Source organism: Kitasatospora sp. NPDC004669 (genome assembly GCF_040609455.1).
Lineage (GTDB): Bacteria > Actinomycetota > Actinomycetes > Streptomycetales > Streptomycetaceae > Kitasatospora.
Window position 1 is genome coordinate 20,933 of the sequence record NZ_JBEXKB010000063.1, and the last position, 19,069, is coordinate 40,001.

The following is a 19,069-nucleotide window of genomic DNA, read 5'->3' on the forward strand; positions in this document are numbered from 1 at the left end:
GCGGCACGGTACGCAGACTGGAGGCAGGCCAGTCGGCACGGAGGTCACGTCGTGGCACCAGATCCACCGGCGGGGTACCCCGACATGCCGGACCCGTGGACGCTCCGCTACCAGGGCTTCGACCCGGACGAGGAGGGGCTGCGGGAGGCGCTGTGCGCGGTCGGCAACGGGTACCTGGTCAGCCGGGGCGCCGCGCCGGAAGCGGTCGCCGACGGGGTCCACTACCCGGGAACGTACCTGGCCGGCTGCTACGACCGGGCGGAGTCGACGGTCGCGGGGCGGGTGGTCGCGAACGAGGACCTGGTCAACTGCCCGAACTGGCTGCCGCTGACCTTCCGGGCACCCGGTGGCGCGTGGTTCGCCGGACCGCCCGCCGAGCAGACCGTGGAGCTGGACCTGCGCCGGGGTGTGCTGACCCGCAGGGCGCTGGTGGTCGACGAGCGGGGGCGCCGGACCCGGCTGGTGCAGCGCCGCCTCGCCAGCCAGGCCCGGCCGCACCTCCTCGCCCTGGAGAGCACCTTCACCCCGGAGAACTGGTCCGGCCCGCTGGAGGTCCGCTCGGGTCTGGACGGCGATGTCGCCAACACGGGCGTCGCCCGCTACCGAGGGTTGACCGAGCGCCACCTCGTCCCGGCCGGTCAGGGGGTGGACGAGGCGGGGCTGCTCCGGCTGGAGGCCGACGCGGCCAACTCCCCGCTGCGGATCGCCCTGTGCGCCCGGGTGAGCGCGTCCGCGGCGCGGGTGGCGACCGAGTGCCGCGAGGGCTGGGCGGCCCACCTCCTCACCCTGGACGCCGAGCCGGCCCGACCCGTCACCGTGACGAAGACCGTCGCGGTGCACACCTCCCGTGACCGGGCGATCGAGACCCCGCTGCGCGCCTCCCGCCAACTCGCCGCCGATGCCGGGAGCTTCGATGAGCTGCTGGCCGAACACACCCTGCGCTGGTCCGAGTTGTGGCGCCGCTGCCGGATCGAGGCGGACTTCGACGGCTCCGGCCCGCTGCACCTGAACCTGTTCCACCTGCTCCAGACCTACTCCGAGCACTCCGTCGACCTGGACGTCGGCGTCCCGGCCCGCGGGCTGCACGGCGAGGCGTACCGGGGGCACGTCTTCTGGGACGAGCTGTTCGTGCTGAGGCTGCTCAACCTGCGCTTCCCCGAGCTGGCCCGCGCCGTGCTCCGCTACCGCCACCGCCGCCTCGACGCCGCCCGCCGCCAGGCCCACGAGCTCGGCCTGCGCGGGGCGGTGTACCCGTGGCAGAGCGCCGCCGACGGCCGGGAGGAGTCCCAGCAACTGCACCTCAACCCGCTGTCCGGCCGCTGGCTGCCCGACCACAGCCACCTGCAACGGCACGTCGGCTCGGCGGTCGCGTACAACATCTGGCAGTACTACCAGGCCAGCGGGGACCGGGAGTTCCTCGCCGCGGCCGGCGCCGAGTCGCTGCTGGAGATCGCCCGCTTCTGGTCCTCCGCCGCCTCCTACGACCGGGCCCACGGACACTGGTCGATCCGCGGTGTGCTCGGCCCCGACGAGTACCACGACGCCTACCCCGGGGCGGCCCGGCCCGGCCTGGACGACAACGCCTACACCAACGTGCTGGCCTCCTGGGTGCTGGCCCGCGCCCAGGACGCCCTGGACGCCCTGCCCGGCTACCGCCGCGACGAACTGCGAGAGCGTCTGGATCTCGACGACCTGGAGCTGGACCGCTGGCAGGAGGTCGGGCGGCACCTGCACATCCCCTTCCACGACGGTGTCCTGAGCCAGTTCGACGGCTACGAACGGCTCGCCGAGCTCGACTGGCGGGCCTACCGGCTCCGCTACCCCGACCTGCGCCGGCTCGACCGGATCCTGGAGGCCGAGGGCGACAGCGTCAACCGCTACAAGGCCTCCAAGCAAGCCGACGCGCTGATGCTCTGGTTCCTGTTCTCCGCCCGCGAGGTCCGCGACCTGCTGCGACGCCTGGGCCACCCGGCCGGCCACGAGCTGCTGCGCCGCACCGCCGACTACTACCTGCGGCGCACCGTGCACGGCTCGACGCTCAGTTCCGTGGTGCACGCCTGGGTGCTCACCCGCTCCGACCGCCGCGCCTCCTGGCGGTACTTCCGCGACGCCCTGGTGGCCGACCTTCGCGACACCCAGCACGGCACCACGGCGGAGGGCGTCCACCTCGGCGCCATGGCGGGCGCGGTGGACCTGCTGCAACGCTGCTACACCGGCCTGGAGGTCCGCGAGGACGCCCTCTGGCTCGACCCGCGTCTGCCCTCCGCCCTCGGCCGGCTGGAACTCGACCTGCGCTACCGGGGCCACTGGGGTGTCGCGATCGCCGTCGACCGCCGTACCGTCACGGTCAGCCTGCGCGAGGACCGCCAGGAGCCGGTCCGGATCCACCTGCGCGGCACCGAGGCGACGATCCGGCCCGGTGAGACCCGCCGCTTCCACCTGTGAGGCCGTCCGCCATCGCCCCGACCAGCGCGGCGGGGCCCGCCGCGGAGTCACCGCGGACGAGAGGCACCGCCCGACGGCAGCCCGGTACTCGGGCCGGCGGGCCCGGTACCCGGGGACCGTCCGGCCCCTGCCGGGCCCCGTCCGGGGTGGTGCCATGGAAGTAACGGACGACCGGGCGCACCCCGGCCCGGCACCGACCCAGGGAGGACGGCATGAAGGCCGCCGTGGGAGACCGCATCATCGTCCAGGGCACCCGGCCGGGCGCGGCGCGCAGGGACGGCGAGATCGTCGGCCTGCACCATCCGGACGGCAGCCCGCCGTACGACGTGCGCTGGTCCGACAGCGACCGGGTGACCGAGTACTTCCCCGGCCCGGACGCCCGGATCCACCACTACCACCACGCACCCGAAGACGCTGCGGCGACCCTACCGCCCCACCCGCACCTCTTCGCCGACTGACGGGTCACCGCCGTGACCGTCGCCGAGGCCGCCCGTCGGCCGCCGCGGTGACGGCGGATTCACCGGCATGCGGCTCGGCTCCGTCCCGCACGGCCTGCTGCACCGCGCCCACCGCCCGGTCATCACCGTGCCCGCCTCGCGACGTTGATCCGGTCCACGTTGATCCAGTCCACCCGACGGCCCGATCCGGGCCGAACGGCCCGTGCGCGGGCCGCGAGCACGGGGCGAGTCTGGGAGTGACGAAAGGTGGAGACCATGCACACCGTGATCGTGTACGAAAGCATGTACGGCAACACCCGGGAGATCGCCGAGGCGATCGCCGAGGGCGTCCACCAGGCCGACCCCGAGGCGGCCGTCGACTGCATGCCGGTGGCCGAGGTCGACGCCGCCCTCACCCGGTCCGCGGACCTGCTGGTGGTCGGCGGACCGACGCACCTGCGCGGCATGTCCTCCGGGCTCAGCCGCCGGATGGCCGCCGTGTCCGAGAGCCGCAAGGAGGGCCACGAGGACGCCGCCGCCGAAGCCCGGGAGACCGCCGAGGGGCCGGGTCTGCGGTCCTGGTTCCACGACCTGCCGAAGACCGAACCGGGTACCTATGCCGCCGCCTTCGACACCCGCGTCTCCATGCCCGGGGCCGGCGGCGCCGCCGAGGGCATCGCCCACCGTCTCTCCAGCCACCACTACGACGTGGTCGCCGAGCCCGAGGGCTTCATCGTGGAGAGCGCCGACGGCCCGCTGCGCACCGGCGAGCTCGACCGCGCCCGTGCCTGGGGCGCGGGCCTGGTCTGACCGGGGACCGCACCACGCGGCGCCCCGCCGCCGAGCCGCCGCGCCGTCGGGCGGGGCCGGACCCCGAGGGGTCCGGCCCCGCGAACGGTTGCGCCCCGCTCACCGTGCGGCGGCGTTCTCCCGCCCGCGTCGGACGTCGAACGCGAAGAACGGCCGGACCGCACGGCCGAGTTCCTCCGGCCCGGAGAATCCCCGTCGGACCATTTCGACCTGCGCGGACGTGCCGGGCCGGCGCCAGTGCCGGAGGAAGAGCTTCGCGCACACCGCCGGCGGCGGGACCACGAGCCGGTGGCGGGTCTCCTCCGCGGCCGCGTCCGCGCGGGCGACCAGGTGACACCACTCGTCCCAGCGTCCGGACTCGCGCAGCCGCGCCAGGACCGCCGGCCTCCAGTCGACCGACTGCCACACCGGCCACACCCGCACCATGAGGAGCCGGTTGCGGTCCGCGGCGGTGAGCCCGGCCGGTTCCGATTCGGTGAACCAGCGGGTGAGGGCTTCCGGCAGCGGCGAGCGGTCGTCGAGTCCCAGCCGGGCCCGCGCGTACGCGTCGGTCGTCGTGCCCTCGGCGCCGGCGAGGTCGTCCAGCACAGCGGTCAGGACGTCCTCGCGCAGTGCCGGGTAGTCGTCGTCGAACAGGCGGACCACGTCCAGCACGTCGAGGTCGGACATCCACCGGCCGGGCGCCTGCTCGCGCCGGGTCCGCCGGACCAGGGCCTGGGTGCGGCTGATGCCGGTGAAGGGCGGTTCGTCGTGACCGGGCCGGGGAGTCCCCCGGGGCCCGGCTCGGCCCGACGGGGACGCCCGCAGCCCGCTGCGCCCGTCGCGGCCGCGACGGCCCGCGTTGGCGGAGGGACACTGGTCGAGGGGCCGGAGGACGGGAGTGGACGCGATGCCTGACGGCGCGGGCGGCGGGTACCGCGCCCTGCTCGGCGAGCTGGCCGGTCTGGTACGGCTGGCGCGCACCGCGCTGGGCGGCGCGACGACCGCGCTGACCGGTGCGGAGGGCGACGGCGAGGGGATTCCGGGCGCCGAGAAGGCCCTGGCCGAGCTGCGGGCCCGGATCGAGGAGGACACCGCCGGGACGCTCGGCGGCCGGGCCGAGGTCGTCGTGGGCGTCCACGTCGGGTGCGAGGTGGAGGCCCTCGGACAGCTGGTGCAGCGGCTGCTGGAGGCGGCCTGGGCGCGCCAGGGGCGCGAGCCGTTCGACGATCGGCTGCTGGTCCCGCTGCGCGGGATCGCCGACGCGGCGCTGGACCTGGTCGGACGGGCGGCGGCCGCCCTGGAGTCCGGGGCACCGGAGGCCGTGGCGGACGTGCTCACCGAGCTGCACGAGGTCGCCCAGCGGCAGCGCCTGCTGTACGAACTGCTGCTGCGCGGGGAGGAGACGGACCCGGTCGACACCGCCGACCTGGTGCTGCTGTCCTGCTGCTACCGGCGGTGCGCCGACCACGCGGGGGCGATCGCCCGCCACGCGGAGCTGTTCGCGCGCGCCGCGGTCTGAAAGCCGTCCGGGCCTGAGAGCCGACAGTCGTCCGGGCCCGGGCCCGAGGCGCTACGGCAGGCCGGCGACGGCGGTCACGTCCTGCAGGAACCGCCGGGTGGGCTCGTGCCGCACCATGCCCCGGTCGGTCACCAGCATCGGCCCGAGCACCGGGTCGGCCGCAGGCTCCCCGCCCCGCAGCAGGCGCTCCAGCAGCGCGAGCGCGTTGTGGGCGTACGCGAGCGAGGCGGTCGCGGGCACTTGGGCGGCGAGCTCCCCGGCGCCGACGGCGATCACCCCGTCGCCGACCAGTGTGGTGGTGTCCGGCCGGACGCCCTCGATGGTGCCGCCCTCCGGGCCGGCTGCCAGGTCCACCAGCACCGAGCCGGGCCGCATCCGCGCGACCGCCGTCGTGTGGAGCAGCACCGGGGGGATCCGGCCGGGCAGGTCGAGGGCCGTCACCACCATGTCATGGTCGGCGACGGCCTCGGCGAGGCCGGCCACCCAGGCCGGGCGTTCACGGTCGACGGTCTCCCACAGCTCCGGGTCGTCCGCGACCGGGTGCAGCCGGGGCAGGTCCAGCAGCTCGGCGCCCAGCGCGGCGACCGCCGCGCGCTCGCGGTGGCGCAGCTCGACCGCTCTCACGGGTGCGCCCAGGCGGCGGGCCGTGTCGATCGCCTGCAGGCCCGCGTGGCCGGCGCCCACCACCAGCACCCGGACCGGGTCGAACAGCCCGTCCGCCGTGCCCCAGGGCGGCAGGCAGCGGTCCATTCGGGTGGCGGCCAGCAGGACCGCCCGGTAGCCGGCCAGCCTGCTCTGGGAGGCCTCGGCGTCCAGCGGGTAGGCGGCGGGCAGGTCCGGCGCCAGATCGAGGCCGATCGCCGTCACCGCGCGGTTGGCCCACTGCCGGACCAGGTACGGGATCCGGTGCGGGCGCACCAGCGCGGCCAGTACCTGGCCGGGGCGCAGTTCACGCACCGGGTCGACGTTCGGCGGGTGGATGCCGAGCAGGACGTCCGAGCGGCGGAGCAGCTCCGTCCGTCCGACCACGACGGCGCCCGCTGCGCGGTAGTCGGCGTCGTGGTGGCCGGCCAGGGCGCCGGCGCCGGGCTCGACCAGGGCGGTCGCGCCGAGTCGGCCGACGGCCGGTACCAGCCGGGGCACCAGGGCCACCCGGCGCTCGCCGGGCGCGGTCTCGCGGAGCACTCCTACCGTCGTGGTCCTCATCGCTGCCTCCGTTGTCCCCCGGGTCGGCCGGCATGCCCAGTATGTCCCGTTTGCCCGCTCACTTCGCCCGGTCGGATACTCGGTCCCAGGGCTCGGGGCCTCCCGCGCGCGGGGCGCCACGCGGCACGGCGGAGGGAGCCGGTCATGGCCTCCAAGGGCTGGCAGTTCTGGGTGGACCGGGGCGGGACCTTCACCGATGTGGTCGCGCTGGCCCCCGACGGCCGGCTGCTGACCCACAAGCTGCTCTCGCACGACCCGGCCCGCTACCGCGACCCCGCCGTGGCCGGGATCCGGGCCCTGCTCCCTGCGGGAGCGGGCATCGACTCGGTCCGGATGGGCACCACGGTGGCCACCAACGCCCTGCTGGAGCGCACCGGGGAGCCGACCGCGCTGTGCATCACCCGCGGTTTCGCGGACGCGCTGCGGATCGGCTACCAGAACCGTCCGCAGATCTTCGCCCGCGGGATCACGCTGCCCGAGCCGCTGTACGCCCGGGTGGTCGAGGTGGACGAGCGGATCGCCGCCGACGGCGAGGTGCTGCGCCCGCCCGACCTCGACCGGCTCGCCGAGGACCTGCGCGACTGCCTGCGCGAGGGCATCCGCTCGCTGGCGGTGGTCTGCCTGCACAGCTACCTGCACCCCGCGCACGAACGGGAGATCGGCCGCCTCGCCGGGCGACTCGGCTTCGACCAGGTGTCGTTGTCCAGCGAGGCGAGCCCGCTGATGAAGCTGGTGCCGCGCGGGGACACCGCCGTGGTGGAGGCCTACCTCGGCCCCGGCCTGCGCCGCTACGTCCGGCAGGTGACGGACGAACTGCCCGGTGTCCGGCTGATGTTCATGCAGTCCAACGGCGGCCTGGCCGAGGCCGGGCACTTCCGGGGCAAGGACGCGATCCTCTCCGGTCCGGCCGGCGGCATCGTCGGCATGGTGCGGATGTCGGAACTGGCCGGCCACGACCGGGTGATCGGCTTCGACATGGGCGGCACCTCCACCGACGTGTCGCACTTCGCCGGCGAGTACGAGCGGGTGGTGACCACCCAGGTCGCCGGGGTGCGGCTGCGGGCGCCGATGCTGGCCATCCACACCGTCGCGGCGGGTGGCGGCTCGGTGCTGCGCTTCGACGGCGAGCGCCTGCGGGTCGGGCCGGACTCGGCCGGCGCGGACCCCGGCCCCGCCTGCTACCGGAACGGCGGGCCGCTGACCGTCACCGACGCCAACCTGCTGCTCGGCCGGATCCAGGCCGGACACTTCCCGCACGTCTTCGGGCCGGACGGCGACCAACCGCTCGACACCGAGCTGACGAGACGCCAGTTCACGGAGCTGACCGAGGAGATCGGCGACCGGACGGCGGAGGAGGCGGCCGAGGGCTTCCTGCGGATCGCGGTGGGCAACATCGCCAACGCGATCAAACGCATCTCCGTCCAGCAGGGCCATGACGTCACCCGCTACGCCCTGACCACCTTCGGCGGCGCGGGCGGCCAGGTCGCCTGCCCGGTGGCCGAGGCGCTGGGCATCCGTACCGTGCTGGTCCCGCCGATGGCCGGGGTGCTCTCCGCCCTCGGCATCGGCCTGGCCGACACCGCCGTGCTGCGCGAGCACGCCGTCGAACAGCCGCTGACGGAGGGGGAGATGGCCGCCGTACGGGCGCTCGCCGAGGAACTGGCGGCGGCCGCCACCGCCGAGCTGCTCGACCAGGGCACCCCGCCGGAGCGGATCCGGCTGACCCACCGGGCCCGGCTGCGCTACCGGGGAACCGACACCACGATCGGTGTCCCGCTGGGCGAACCGGCCGACATGCGGGCCGAGTTCGAGCGGCGGCACCGGGCCACCTACTCCTTCCTGATGGACCGCCCGCTGGTGATCGAGGCCCTGGCCGTCGAAGGCACCGGCCTCACCGAGCAGCCGGAACTGGACACCCTCTCCCCCGCCCCCGAGCAGGCGCCGGAGCCCACCGACGTGCCGCTGTACACGGGCGGCCGATGGCGCCGGGTCCCGCTGCTGAGACGCGAGTCGATGCGACCGTCCGACACCGTGGCCGGCCCGGCCGTGATCGCCGAGGCCAATGCCACCACCGTCGTGGACGACGGCTGGCGGGCGGGAATGACGGACGCCGGGCACCTGCTGCTCGAACACACCGAGACGCGCACGGAGGAGGCCGTCACCACCGCCGCCGACCCCGTCCTGCTGGAGGTCTTCAACAACCTCTTCATGGCGATCGCCCGACAGATGGGCGCCCGACTGGAGTCCACCGCCCAGTCGGTCAACATCAAGGAGCGCCTGGACTTCTCCTGCGCGCTCTTCGACCCGGACGGCAACCTGGTCGCCAACGCCCCGCACATCCCGGTCCACCTCGGCTCGATGGGCACCACCGTCAAGGCGGTGATCCGCCGCCGCGGCCCGCAGCTGCGCCCGGGCGACACCTACGCGGTCAACGACCCGTACCACGGCGGCACCCACCTGCCCGACATCACCGTGGTGACCCCGGTGTTCGACCCGGGCGGCCGCGAGGTGCTGTTCTTCGTCGCCTCGCGCGGCCACCACGCCGAGATCGGCGGCATCACCCCCGGCTCGATGCCCGCCGCCAGCCGGGAGATCCACGAGGAGGGCGTGCTCTTCGACGACTGGCCGCTGGTGGTGGACGGGCGGCTGCGCGAGGAGGAGACCGTACGGCTGCTCACCGGGGCGCCGTACCCGTCCCGCGACCCGGACACCAACCTGGCCGACCTGCGCGCCCAGATCGCCGCCAACCGCAAGGGCGTCGACGAGGTCAACGCGATGATCGACCACTTCGGCCTCGACGTCGTCCAGGCCTACATGCGGCACGTCCAGGACAACGCCGAACAGGCGGTGCGCCGGGCCGTCGACGGCCTGAGCGACGGCGGCTACCGCTACGAGACCGACTCCGGCGCCGTGATCGCCGTCGAGGTCAGGGTGGACCGCGAGGACCGCAGCGCCACCGTCGACTTCACCGGTACCTCGCCCCAGCTCGGGAGCAACCTCAACGCCCCCTCCGCCGTGGTCACCGCCGCCGTCCTGTACGTCTTCCGCACCCTCGTCGCCGACGACATCCCGCTCAACGACGGCTGCCTGCGCCCGCTGCGGATCGTCGTCCCGCCCGGCTCGATGCTGGCGCCGGAGTACCCCGCCGCCGTCGCCGCCGGGAACGTGGAGACCTCACAGGCCATCACCGGCGCGCTCTACGCCGCACTCGGCGTCCAGGCCGAGGGCTCCGGCACGATGAACAACCTCAGCTTCGGCAACGAGCACCACCAGTACTACGAGACCATCGCCTCCGGCTCCGGCGCCGGCCCCGGCTTCCACGGTGCCGACGTCGTCCAGACCCACATGACCAACTCCCGGCTCACCGACCCCGAGGTCCTGGAGTGGCGCCTGCCCGTCCTGGTCGAGGAGTTCGCCGTCCGCCCCGGCAGCGGCGGCGAGGGCCGCTGGCACGGCGGCGACGGCGCGCTGCGCCGGCTGCGCTTCCGCGAACCGATGACGGTCAGCCTGCTCTCCAGCCACCGCCGGGTCCCCCCGTACGGCCTGGACGGCGGCTCCCCAGGCGACCTCGGCGCCAACCGGATCCTGCGCGCCGACGGCACCGTCGAGGACCTGCCCGGGTGCGGCAGCGCCGAGGTGGCGGCCGGAGACGCCCTGGAGATCCGCACCCCCGGCGGGGGCGGCTACGGCGGCTGACTCCGCCGCAGCCCCGACGTCAGGCCGTCGGCCAGGTGCGCAGCAGGGCGTCGAGGGCGTCCAGGATGCGCGACCAGGTGTCCTCGGCGGTGCGCGGGGTGTGCTGGAAGCTCCCCGCCCGCTCCAGGGTCACGTAGCCGTGGAAGGTGCTGCCGAGCAGGCGGACGGCGTCGGTCTCGTCGGGCTCCGCGAGGTCGTAGCCGCGCAGGATCGCGCGGGTCATCCGGGAGTGCCGGACGGCGGCGCTGTTGCGCGCGGCCTCGTAGTCGAGTTCGAGCTGCGCGGCGGCGTAGCGGCCGGGGTGTTCGCGGGCGTAGTCGCGGTAGGCGTTGGCGAAGGCGGCCAGGGCGTCCTTGCCGGCGCGTCCGGCGAGGGCGGCGGCGACCCGGTCGGCGAGTTCCTCCAGCGCGAGCAGGGCGATCCTGGTCTTGAGGTCCTGGGAGTTCCTGACGTGCGAGTACAGGCTCGCGTCCTTGACGCCGAAGCGGCGCGCCAGCGCCGAGACCGTGACCTTGTCGAAGCCGACCTCGTCGGCCAGCTCCGCCCCGGCCCGAGTGAGTCGTTCCGCGTTCAGCCCTACGCGTGCCATGTGCTTCCCTTCGATCGCCTGGGGCCATTATACGTTTGCCTAATACCTCTAGGTTATTTACTGTGCCTCCTATGAAGCCATTGACCGAGCAAGAGATCCGCACCGCTTTCGTGAACTGCAGCAAGGGCGAGGCGAAGCGCCTGCACGTCCCCCGCGACCTGGTCGAACAGCCCTGGGACGACCTGGACTTCCTCGGGTGGCGCGACCCGCAGGCCCCCGATCGCGCCTTCCTCGCGGTCGAGCTGGACGGCCGTACGGTGGCGGTCGCGCTGCGCTCCTCCAGCGCCGCCTCCTGGCAGGCCCGCCGCAGCATCTGTTCGCTCTGCGTGACCACCCACACCGGGGGCGTCTCGCTGCTGGTCGCGCCGCTGGCCGGGAAGGCCGGCAAACAGGGCAACTCCGTCGGCGCGTACATGTGCAGCGACCTCGCCTGCTCGCTCTACGTGCGCGGCAAGCGGGAGGTCGGCACCCGGCTCCACGAGTCGCTCACCGTCGAGGAGAAGATCCGGCGCACGGTGGCCAACCTCGCCGCCTTCGTCGCCAAGGTCACGACATGACCGGGGCCGGGGTCTCGCCCTGGGACCTCGCCGTCACCCTGGGCTGGTTCCTGGCGCCGCCGGGCGCCGAGCGCCGCCCCGCCGGGTCGTCATCGCCGGGCCTCCACCGCCCGGCGCACCTCGGCGGCGACGCGCGGCACCGCGTCGGCGACGGCCGGGCTCAGGCCCTCGCCGACGGAGAAGTCCGCGCCCTCGACCGCGAGGATCAGCAGCTCGCGCGGCAGCTTCCCCAGGGCGGCCGCCAGCGCGACACCGTGGCCGAGGCCCAGGCCGTGGGTGCCGGCCGCCGCCTCCTCGTCGGCGAGGGGATCGGCGAGCAGGTGGTCGGCGTCGACGGTGATCTGGTGGATCCGGCCCGGTTCGCCGGGGTGGCCGTGCACCGCGTCGACCACCACGGCGAGGTCGGCGTCCTCCCAGAGCTCCATCAGCCGGGTGGGCTCGCCGTCGCACAGAGTGAGCCGGTCGACGTCGGGCCCGTCGGCGGCGAGCCGCGCGAGGACGGCCACGGCGGCGCCGTCGTCGTGGCGGTACTCGTTGCCGACGCCGATGACCACGACGCGTTCGCCGCCCATGATCGTCACCTCCGGTCCATGGTGAGGGTGAGAAAGTGCGCCGCGCAGGAGATGCACGGGTCGTAGTTGCGGATCGCCCGCTCGCACGCGCGGGTCAACTCGGCGTCGTCCAGGTGCAGTCGGGGCTGGACGAAGGCCCGCAGGTCGGCCTCGATCGCACTCTGGTTCTGCGCCGTCGGCGGCACGATCACGGCCCGCCGGACGAGGCCGTCCGCGTCCAGGTCGTAGCGGTGGTAGAGCAGCCCGCGCGGGGCCTCGGTGGCGCCGTACCCGGTGCCCGCCCGGGGTGGGACGGGGACGGCCGGGGCGGGCGGCGGCTCGTAGCGCTCGATGATCCGCTGCGCCTCGGTGACGGCCCACAGCACCTCCGCCGCCCGGACCACGATGCTGCGGAAGGGGTTGTCGCAGCGCGGGCCGAGCCCGGCCTCGGCGGCCAGCACGCGGACCTCGGCGGGCAGGCGCCCGCTGCCGAGGTTCCAGCGGGCGAGCGGCCCGGTCAGGTGCGGCTGGCCGTCGAGGGTGGCGTGCAGCGCGGTGGAGTGCGGCACCTGACGCTCCCGGACGCGCCGCTCGAAGTCGTTCACGTCGAAGGGGCCGGCGATCGTGCCGGTGGGCGTACCGGAGTCGATGGCGTAGCCGTCGGGCTCGGTGAGCGCGAGGAGTTCGTGCCGGACGGTCAGCGGCGGGAAGTCGAACCCGGCCACCCAGCCGAGGGTGGACTCGGCGTCGGTCCGGGCCTGGCGCAACACCGCTGCCAGGTGGTCGAGTTCGGTTCGGGTCGGCAGCCGGTGGAAGCCGCCGAGCCGGACGTTCACCGGATGGATCGCGCGCCCGCCGAGGGTTTCGAGGATCTCGTTGCCGGCCTTCTTGAGCCGCAGTCCGCGCCGCACCGTGGCCGGGTCGGTGCGGGCCAGCGCCAGCGCGTCCGGCAGGTGCAGGAAGTCGGGGGCGTGCAGCAGGTAGATGTGCAGGGCGTGGCTCGCGATCCACTCCCCGCAGTACAACAGCCGTCGCAGCTGAGCGAGTCGGCCGCCCACTCGGACCCCGCAGGCGTTCTCCACCGCCTGGCAGGCGCTCATCTGGTACGCCACCGGGCAGATCCCGCAGATGCGCGAGGTGAGGTCGGGCGGTTCGGTGTACCGGCGGCCGCGCAGCAGCGCCTCGAAGTAGCGCGGGGGTTCGTAGATCTCCAGCCGGACGTCCTCGACCCCGCCGTCGCGGACGGCGATGTGCAGCGCGCCCTCGCCCTCGACGCGGGCCAACGCGCCGACGGTGAGCAGCCGCTCGGTGCGGTGGGTCATCCGGCCTCCTCGGTCGCCTGCCGGGCCGCCTCCGCGAAGTCGGGGGCCTCGGCGTTGAAGGTGCGGTAGAGCCGGGCGGCGTCCGCCTCCGTGACGCCGTCGCGGCGCAGCAGTGGCAGCAGGGCCCGGGTGTTGGGCCTTCCCCGGCCGTTGGGGCCGCCCAGGGGCCCGAAGCAGCCGTAGCAGCCGCGCCCGTACGCCGGGCAGATGGCGCCGCAGCCGGCCTGGGTGACCGGTCCGAGGCACGGGGTGCCGTGGGCGACGGTGACGCAGGTGGTGCCGCGCAGCTTGCACTCGAAGCAGACGCTGTGGGTGGGGATGTCGGGTCTGCGGTCGGCCAGGTAGGCGGTGATGACCTCCAGCAGCTGCCGCTTGTCGATCGGGCAGCCGCGAAGTTCCAGGTCGACCGGCACGTGGGCGGCGATCGGGGTGGACTGGTCGAGGCTGTCGACGTACTCGGGCCGGGCGTAGACGACGGCCTGGTACTCGGGCAGGGTCGCCAGGTTGCGCAGCGCCTGGACGCCGCCCGCGGTGGCGCAGGCGCCGATGGTCACCAGGTACCGGGACTGCTCGCGGACTCGCCGGACGCGCTCCAGGTCGGCGGCCGTGGCGATGGAGCCCTCGACCAGGGAGAGGTCGTAGGGCGGCGGCAGTTCGCGGCTGGAGGCCTCCAGGAAGTAGGCGATCTCCACCCGCCCGGCGAGCGCGAGGAGTTCGTCCTCGCAGTCGAGGAGGGTGAGCTGGCAGCCGTCGCAGGAGGAGAACTTCCAGACCGCCAGGCGCGGGGAACCGGCCATGGCGCTCACCGCTCGGGGGTGGACAGCAGGCCCTCGGCGTGGTCCCAGCCGAAGACCGGGCCGTCCCGGCAGACGAGGACCGGGCCGAGCTGGCAGTGGCCGCACCAGGCGGTGGCGCAGCGCATGTTGCGTTCCAGTGAGACCCGGATCCGCTCGGCGGCCACGCCCCGGCGCAGCAGTTCCCGGGCGGTGGCGCGCATCATCACCTCGGGGCCGCACAGGTAGGCGGCACAGTGCTCGGGCCGGAAGTCGGCTCGGTCCAGCAAACCGGTGACGAGCCCGACGGCGCCACGCCAGCCGGGCTCGGGGCGGTCCACCGTGGTCCGGACGTCCGCCCGGGAGCACCAGCGCGGCAGGTCGTGGAGGAACAGCTGATCGCCCGGGTCGCGGTACCCGGTGAGCACCGAGACCGTCCCGAACTCCCCTACCCGGTCGAGTACTTCCTCGATCAGCGGGCGCAACGGGGCCAGTCCGATGCCGCCGGAGACGATCAGTACGTCGCTGCCGGCGGGCGGGGTCTGCCAGACCGTGCCGTACGGGCCGCGGGAGCCGACCCAGTCGCCGCGCTCGGCCCGACAGAGCGCCTCGCTGACCTTTCCGACCGCGCGAACGGTGTGGCCGAGTACGGCGCCGTCGATCCGGCTGGTGGAGAGCGGGATCTCCCCGGTGCCGAAGGCGTACAGCATCGCGTACTGCCCCGGCCGGAACGGACGCAGCGGGGCGGCGCCGGCGGGCACGAGGTCGAGGGTGACGGTGTCGGCGGTCTCCCGGTGGCGGGCCAGCACCCGGTACGGGGCGGGGGTCATCGGGTGCATCACGGTGCTCCCTCGGGTGGTACGGCCTCGGATGCCGCGGCCTCGGCGCGCAGGGCGGCGACCTCCTCGGTGAGGTCGATGCCGACCGGGCACCAGGCGATGCAGCGGCCGCACCCGACGCACCCCGAGGAGCCGAACTGGTCGTGCCAGGTGCCGAGTTTGTGGGTGAGCCACTGCCGGTAGCGGCTGCGTGCGGAGCTGCGGACCGGGCCGGTGCCGTGCACGTGGGAGAAGTCGAGGTCGAAGCAGGAGTCCCAGCGGCGCCACCGCTCGGCGTGGTCGCCGGTGAGGTCGGTGGTCTCCTCGGTGGTGGTGCAGAAGCAGGTGGGGCAGACCATGGTGCAGTTTCCGCAGGTCAGGCAGCGGTTCGCGACCTGGTCCCAGCGCTCGGCGGTCATCGTGCCGGCCATCAGCGCGCGCAGGTCGGTGGGGTCCATGGTCCGGCCCATGCGCCCGGCGGCCTCGGCGACGGCGCGGCGGGCGTGCTCGCCGTCGGTGGGGCGGGTGGGGAGTGCGGCGAGGACGTCCTCGCCGTCGGGGCTACCGGCACGGACGGTGTAGCGCGGCCCTCCCCCGGCCTCCGGCCCGGGGGACCTCCACGGTTCCACCGTCTCGGTGAGCGCCAGGTCGTACGACGATCCCTGCGGCAGGCCCGGGCCGGTGCCCATCGAGGCGCAGAAGCAGACCGCGCTCGGCTCGGTGCACTCGGCCACGACGACGAACGCGCCGGCCCGCCGCGACCCGTACACCGGATCGGCGTACGCGCCGCCGGTCAGCACCCGGTCCTGGACGGCGATCGCGCGCAGGTCGCAGGGGCGCACGCCGAGGAAGGCGTAGCGGGGCGGCGGGTCGTCGTCCTCGCGGACGGTGACGGTGCCGTCCTCGGCCCGGGCCGCCTGCCAGAGCCGGGCCCGGGGCGGGTGCAGGAAGGTCTTCCAGGACTGCGGCCCGGCGGAGTGGGCGAACGCCGCCCGGTCCTGGCGCCGGTGAAGCCGGTAGGTGCCGGCCTCGGCCGCCATGCCCCACCCGTACGGCAGCTCCTCGGCCGAGGCCAGTTCGGCGAGCACGATCGCGCCGTCCCGCACGGTGGGCCCGATCACGGTGTACCCGCGCTGCCGCAGGGCCTCGACGAGCGCGGCGAGGCCCTGCTCGTCCAGTTCCACGAGCGGTGCGGTGGTGGTGTCCATGGGGCTGTCCTCGGGCCGGTCCCGGGCACCGCCCTGGGTGGGCGGCCCGCTACGTTCCACTGTCCGCCGCGTCCCGGGATTCCGCATGGGCCGCCCGGCCCCACCCCCGGGGCCCGTCGGGGTCCGCCCGCGGCCGTGGCCGCACCCGGACCGTCCGGGTCCGGCGCCCACGCGGCCTGTGCCAGGACCTTCAGTGGGAACTCGCCCGACTCGGCGACGGCCGTACCGACGACGAGCCGGGCGGTGCCGCATCCTGGCCACACACCACCGAGCCGAGAGGGAGACGCCCTTGCGCATCACCGACGCCCGCACCGGGCAACGCACCGAGATCCACCCACAGCGGGCCGGACTCCTGCACGTGACCGTCGACGTCGGTGAGCAGGGCCACCCGTTCGGCCTCGGGGATCTGCGAGCCCTGGTGGCCGGTGACGTACTGGCCCGCACCTCCGAGGCCCAGGGCCTGCAGGTGGTCGTCGAACTCGTCGTCCCGGACACCCCCGGCGAGGAGACCCGGACCCTGCTGAAGGCCGCCGACCGACTCGGTGTGCACCCGCCCGCCCGGCTCAGCACACGCCACGGCGGCGACGAAGGCCGGACGGCGGCCGACCTGTCGATCACCAGCCGCTCACCTTCCCGTCCCGGCCCGCCGGCCCCGTCGCTCCTGGTCACCGGTCCGGTGACGGCGCCCCGGCCCGCCCGTCCGGATTCCGGAGCCGAACCGCTTGCCTCGATCACCCTGGACGAGCACGACCCCCTCGCACTGCGCCTCACCTTCCTCGAACACGCCGTCACCGCCCCGATCCGGATCACCGCCGACGACCTGGCGGACGCCGCCGCGCGGCTGGCCCGCTGGCGTGCACTGGTGGCCGATCTCGCCTGCGAACCTTCCCGCCCGCCGGAAGCCGACATGGTCCAGGGCGGCTTCGACGGCCTGAACGAGGACCTGGACGCCCGGGTCGCGGTGCGCGCCCTGCACGCACTGGAGGCCCGGGCCGCCCTGCCGGACGGCGCCCGCTTCGAAACCTTCGTACGCCTGGACCAGATCCTCGCCCTCGAACTCGGCCGCGACATCGGCCGACCGCCGGGATGAACCGGCCGGGCGCGGCACCCGCACCCGACCGACGGCTGAACCTCCGCCGGCCAGGCCGGCCCGCCCCGGCAGGCCTGGCCGGTGCACTTGTGCCCGCAGCAGGGTCCTCGCCGTGATCGTGCCCGGCGTTCAGGCCGTGCACGGGGGAGATCGACCACAGCGCACCACAGCACATCAGAAGGCCGACCCGCAGAACCCCCGGGCCGGCCGGCCGCTGCGATATTCCGATTGGTCGCGTTCCGTTCAAGCTCCGCTTACCCCATCATGGAACGGTGTCCAGCGCGCCTACGCGCGTAGCACCGCCCCCTGTACCCCCACGGCACAAGGAGCTTGACCGATGCTCAGACGCACCCACGCCATCCGCCCGCTCGCCCTGGGCGCCGTCGTCCTGACCGTGCTCGCCGGCGCGAGCGCCGCACCCCACCGGGCCGTGGCGGCGACCGTGACGCCCACCGCCACCACCACGCAGCACCGCGTCCTGTTCGACAACAGCAAGGCGGAGACCGCCGGCAACGCGGACTGGATCATCAGCACCAGCCAGCCGGACCCGCTCGGCGAGAACGCCAACCCCCAGTCCGAGACCGACTGGACGGGTGCCATCTCCAGCTGGGGCGTCGCTCTCCAGAAGACCGGCCAGTACAGCCTCAAGACCCTGCCGAGCGGCTCCACCATCACCTACGGCACCGGCGGAGCGCTGGACCTCGCCAACTTCGACGAGTTCGTCCTGCCCGAGCCGAACATCCGGCTGAGCGACTCCGAGAAGACCGCGGTCATGACGTTCGTCCAGAACGGCGGCGGGCTGTTCCTGATCTCCGACCACACCGGCAGCGACCGCAACAACGACGGCTGGGACTCCCCCGCCATCATCAACGACCTGATGACCACCAACTCGGTCAACAGCAACGACCCGTTCGGGCTCTCGGTCGACCTGCTCAACATCCAGACCGACAACCCGACCGCCGTCAACGACGCCACCGACCCCGTCCTGCACGGCCCCTTCGGCACCGTCGCCGGCAGCATCATCCGCAACGGCACCACCTTCACCCTCAAGCCCGCCGACAACCCCTCCGTCAAGGGCATCGTCTACCGCACCGGTTACTCCGGCAGCACCGGCGCCTTCTTCGTCACCAGCAGCTTCGGCAAAGGCCGGGTCGCCCTCTGGGGCGACAGCTCGGCCATCGACGACGGCACGGGCGAACCCGGCAAGACCGTCTACAACGGCTGGAACGACCCGGCCGGCACCGACGCCGCGCTCGGCCTCAACGCCACCGCCTGGCTCGCCGCCGGCAGCGGCGGCAGCACCACCGGCAGCGTCACCCTCACCAACCCCGGTGCCCGGACGGCCACCGCCGGAACCACCACCAGCCTCCAGCTCTCCGCCACCGACACCGCCGGCGGAAGCCTGAGCTACGCCGCGTCAGGCCTGCCCACCGGCCTGAGCGTCAACGCCACGACCGGTCTGATCAGCGGTACCCCCACCACCGCCGGGACCTACTCCGTGACGGCCACCGCGACCGACTCCACCGGCCCGTCCTCCTCCGTCACCTTCACCTGGACCGTCCAGTCCACCGGCGGCGGCTGCACCGCGGCCCAGCTGCTCACCAACCCCGGCTTCGAGGCCGGTTCGACGGCCGGCTGGACGGAGACCAACACCAGCGGCACCAGCACCATCAACAGCAGCTCCAGCGAGCCGCCGCACTCCGGCACGTACGACGCCTGGCTGGACGGGTACGGCACCACCAACACCGACACGCTCGCCCAGACGGTGACCCTGCCGGCCGGCTGCAGCACCTACACCTTCAGCTTCTGGCTGCACATCGACACCGCCGCGAGCAACACCACCGCCTTCGACACGCTGAAGGTGACCGCGAACGGCACCACCCTGGCGACCTACTCCAACGTCAACGCGGCCGCCGGCTACCAGCAGCACAGCTTCAACCTGTCCGGCTACGCCGGCCAGACCGTGACCCTCAAGTTCACCGGCGCCGAGGACTACACCAAGCAGACCTCCTTCGTCCTCGACGACACCGCCGTCAACATCGCCTGAACCGAGGCCGGTTGCCCTC

Annotated in this window: 16 protein-coding genes and 1 pseudogene; 9 read left to right on the forward strand and 8 right to left on the reverse strand. The window is 74.1% G+C overall.

The window, feature by feature from the left end:
- Positions 1–51: 51 nt before the first annotated feature.
- The 4 genes and pseudogenes from ABZW30_RS36340 to ABZW30_RS36355 all read left to right on the forward strand — a co-directional run bounded on the left by ABZW30_RS36340 (position 52) and on the right by ABZW30_RS36355 (position 3,692).
- Positions 52–2,445: a glycosyl hydrolase family 65 protein gene (locus ABZW30_RS36340; protein ID WP_355675531.1), complete on the forward strand. Its 2,394-nt coding sequence runs from the start codon at positions 52–54 to the stop codon at positions 2,443–2,445.
- Positions 2,446–2,657: 212 nt separating this feature from the next.
- Positions 2,658–2,903 (forward strand): DUF1918 domain-containing protein, encoded by a 246-nt coding sequence (locus ABZW30_RS36345; RefSeq protein ID WP_355675532.1) that lies wholly within the window; start codon positions 2,658–2,660, stop codon positions 2,901–2,903.
- Between the two features lie 34 nt (positions 2,904–2,937).
- A pseudogene (locus ABZW30_RS36350) lies at positions 2,938–3,051 on the forward strand (universal stress protein); the annotation flags it as partial.
- A 107-nt stretch (positions 3,052–3,158) separates the two neighbouring features.
- A complete protein-coding gene (locus ABZW30_RS36355) occupies positions 3,159–3,692 on the forward strand; it encodes a flavodoxin domain-containing protein (RefSeq protein ID WP_355675533.1) in 534 nt (177 codons plus the stop codon).
- Between the two features lie 99 nt (positions 3,693–3,791).
- Here the strand turns inward: ABZW30_RS36355 and ABZW30_RS36360 are convergent, their stop codons facing one another.
- Positions 3,792–4,361, reverse strand: coding sequence for a hypothetical protein (locus tag ABZW30_RS36360; protein ID WP_355675534.1), 570 nt, complete (start codon positions 4,359–4,361; stop codon positions 3,792–3,794).
- A 220-nt stretch (positions 4,362–4,581) separates the two neighbouring features.
- Between ABZW30_RS36360 and ABZW30_RS36365 the strand changes: the two genes are divergently transcribed.
- Positions 4,582–5,193, forward strand: coding sequence for a hypothetical protein (locus ABZW30_RS36365; protein WP_355675535.1), 612 nt, complete (start codon positions 4,582–4,584; stop codon positions 5,191–5,193).
- Between the two features lie 51 nt (positions 5,194–5,244).
- Here the strand turns inward: ABZW30_RS36365 and ABZW30_RS36370 are convergent, their stop codons facing one another.
- Positions 5,245–6,399 (reverse strand): NAD(P) transhydrogenase subunit alpha, encoded by a 1,155-nt coding sequence (locus ABZW30_RS36370; protein WP_355675536.1) that lies wholly within the window; start codon positions 6,397–6,399, stop codon positions 5,245–5,247.
- Between the two features lie 144 nt (positions 6,400–6,543).
- Here ABZW30_RS36370 and ABZW30_RS36375 point away from each other — a divergent pair, with 144 nt between their 5' ends.
- Positions 6,544–10,095 carry a hydantoinase B/oxoprolinase family protein gene (locus tag ABZW30_RS36375; RefSeq protein WP_355675537.1) on the forward strand — a complete coding sequence of 1,184 codons (3,552 nt, stop codon included), beginning with the start codon at positions 6,544–6,546 and terminating at the stop codon, positions 10,093–10,095.
- Between the two features lie 19 nt (positions 10,096–10,114).
- On the opposite strand, the gene ABZW30_RS36380 is transcribed toward ABZW30_RS36375, so the two are convergent.
- Positions 10,115–10,684 (reverse strand): WHG domain-containing protein, encoded by a 570-nt coding sequence (locus ABZW30_RS36380; RefSeq protein WP_355675538.1) that lies wholly within the window; start codon positions 10,682–10,684, stop codon positions 10,115–10,117.
- A gap of 71 nt (positions 10,685–10,755) precedes the next feature.
- Between ABZW30_RS36380 and ABZW30_RS36385 the strand changes: the two genes are divergently transcribed.
- Complete coding sequence (locus tag ABZW30_RS36385; protein WP_355675539.1) at positions 10,756–11,241, forward strand: FBP domain-containing protein; 486 nt, start codon at positions 10,756–10,758, stop codon at positions 11,239–11,241.
- An 89-nt stretch (positions 11,242–11,330) separates the two neighbouring features.
- Here the strand turns inward: ABZW30_RS36385 and ABZW30_RS36390 are convergent, their stop codons facing one another.
- Genes ABZW30_RS36390 through ABZW30_RS36410 form a run of 5 tightly spaced genes read right to left on the reverse strand, consistent with a single transcriptional unit; the run spans position 11,331 to position 15,913 of the window.
- Positions 11,331–11,813: a hydrogenase maturation protease gene (locus tag ABZW30_RS36390; RefSeq protein ID WP_355675540.1), complete on the reverse strand. Its 483-nt coding sequence runs from the start codon at positions 11,811–11,813 to the stop codon at positions 11,331–11,333.
- Positions 11,814–11,818: 5 nt separating this feature from the next.
- Positions 11,819–13,114, reverse strand: coding sequence for a nickel-dependent hydrogenase large subunit (locus ABZW30_RS36395; RefSeq protein WP_355675541.1), 1,296 nt, complete (start codon positions 13,112–13,114; stop codon positions 11,819–11,821).
- Positions 13,111–13,911, reverse strand: a complete 801-nt coding sequence (locus ABZW30_RS36400) for an oxidoreductase (protein WP_355675542.1) — start codon at positions 13,909–13,911, stop codon at positions 13,111–13,113. The genes ABZW30_RS36395 and ABZW30_RS36400 overlap by 4 nt, the downstream gene beginning before the upstream one ends.
- A 5-nt stretch (positions 13,912–13,916) precedes the next feature.
- Positions 13,917–14,717, reverse strand: coding sequence for an FAD/NAD(P)-binding protein (locus ABZW30_RS36405; protein WP_355675558.1), 801 nt, complete (start codon positions 14,715–14,717; stop codon positions 13,917–13,919).
- Between the two features lie 8 nt (positions 14,718–14,725).
- A complete protein-coding gene (locus ABZW30_RS36410; protein ID WP_355675543.1) occupies positions 14,726–15,913 on the reverse strand; it encodes a 4Fe-4S dicluster domain-containing protein in 1,188 nt (395 codons plus the stop codon).
- 289 nt (positions 15,914–16,202) lie between these two features.
- Between ABZW30_RS36410 and ABZW30_RS36415 the strand changes: the two genes are divergently transcribed.
- Positions 16,203–17,003: a hypothetical protein gene (locus tag ABZW30_RS36415; RefSeq protein ID WP_355675544.1), complete on the forward strand. Its 801-nt coding sequence runs from the start codon at positions 16,203–16,205 to the stop codon at positions 17,001–17,003.
- A gap of 337 nt (positions 17,004–17,340) precedes the next feature.
- A complete protein-coding gene (locus ABZW30_RS36420) occupies positions 17,341–19,050 on the forward strand; it encodes a putative Ig domain-containing protein (protein ID WP_355675545.1) in 1,710 nt (569 codons plus the stop codon).
- Positions 19,051–19,069: the final 19 nt, after the last annotated feature.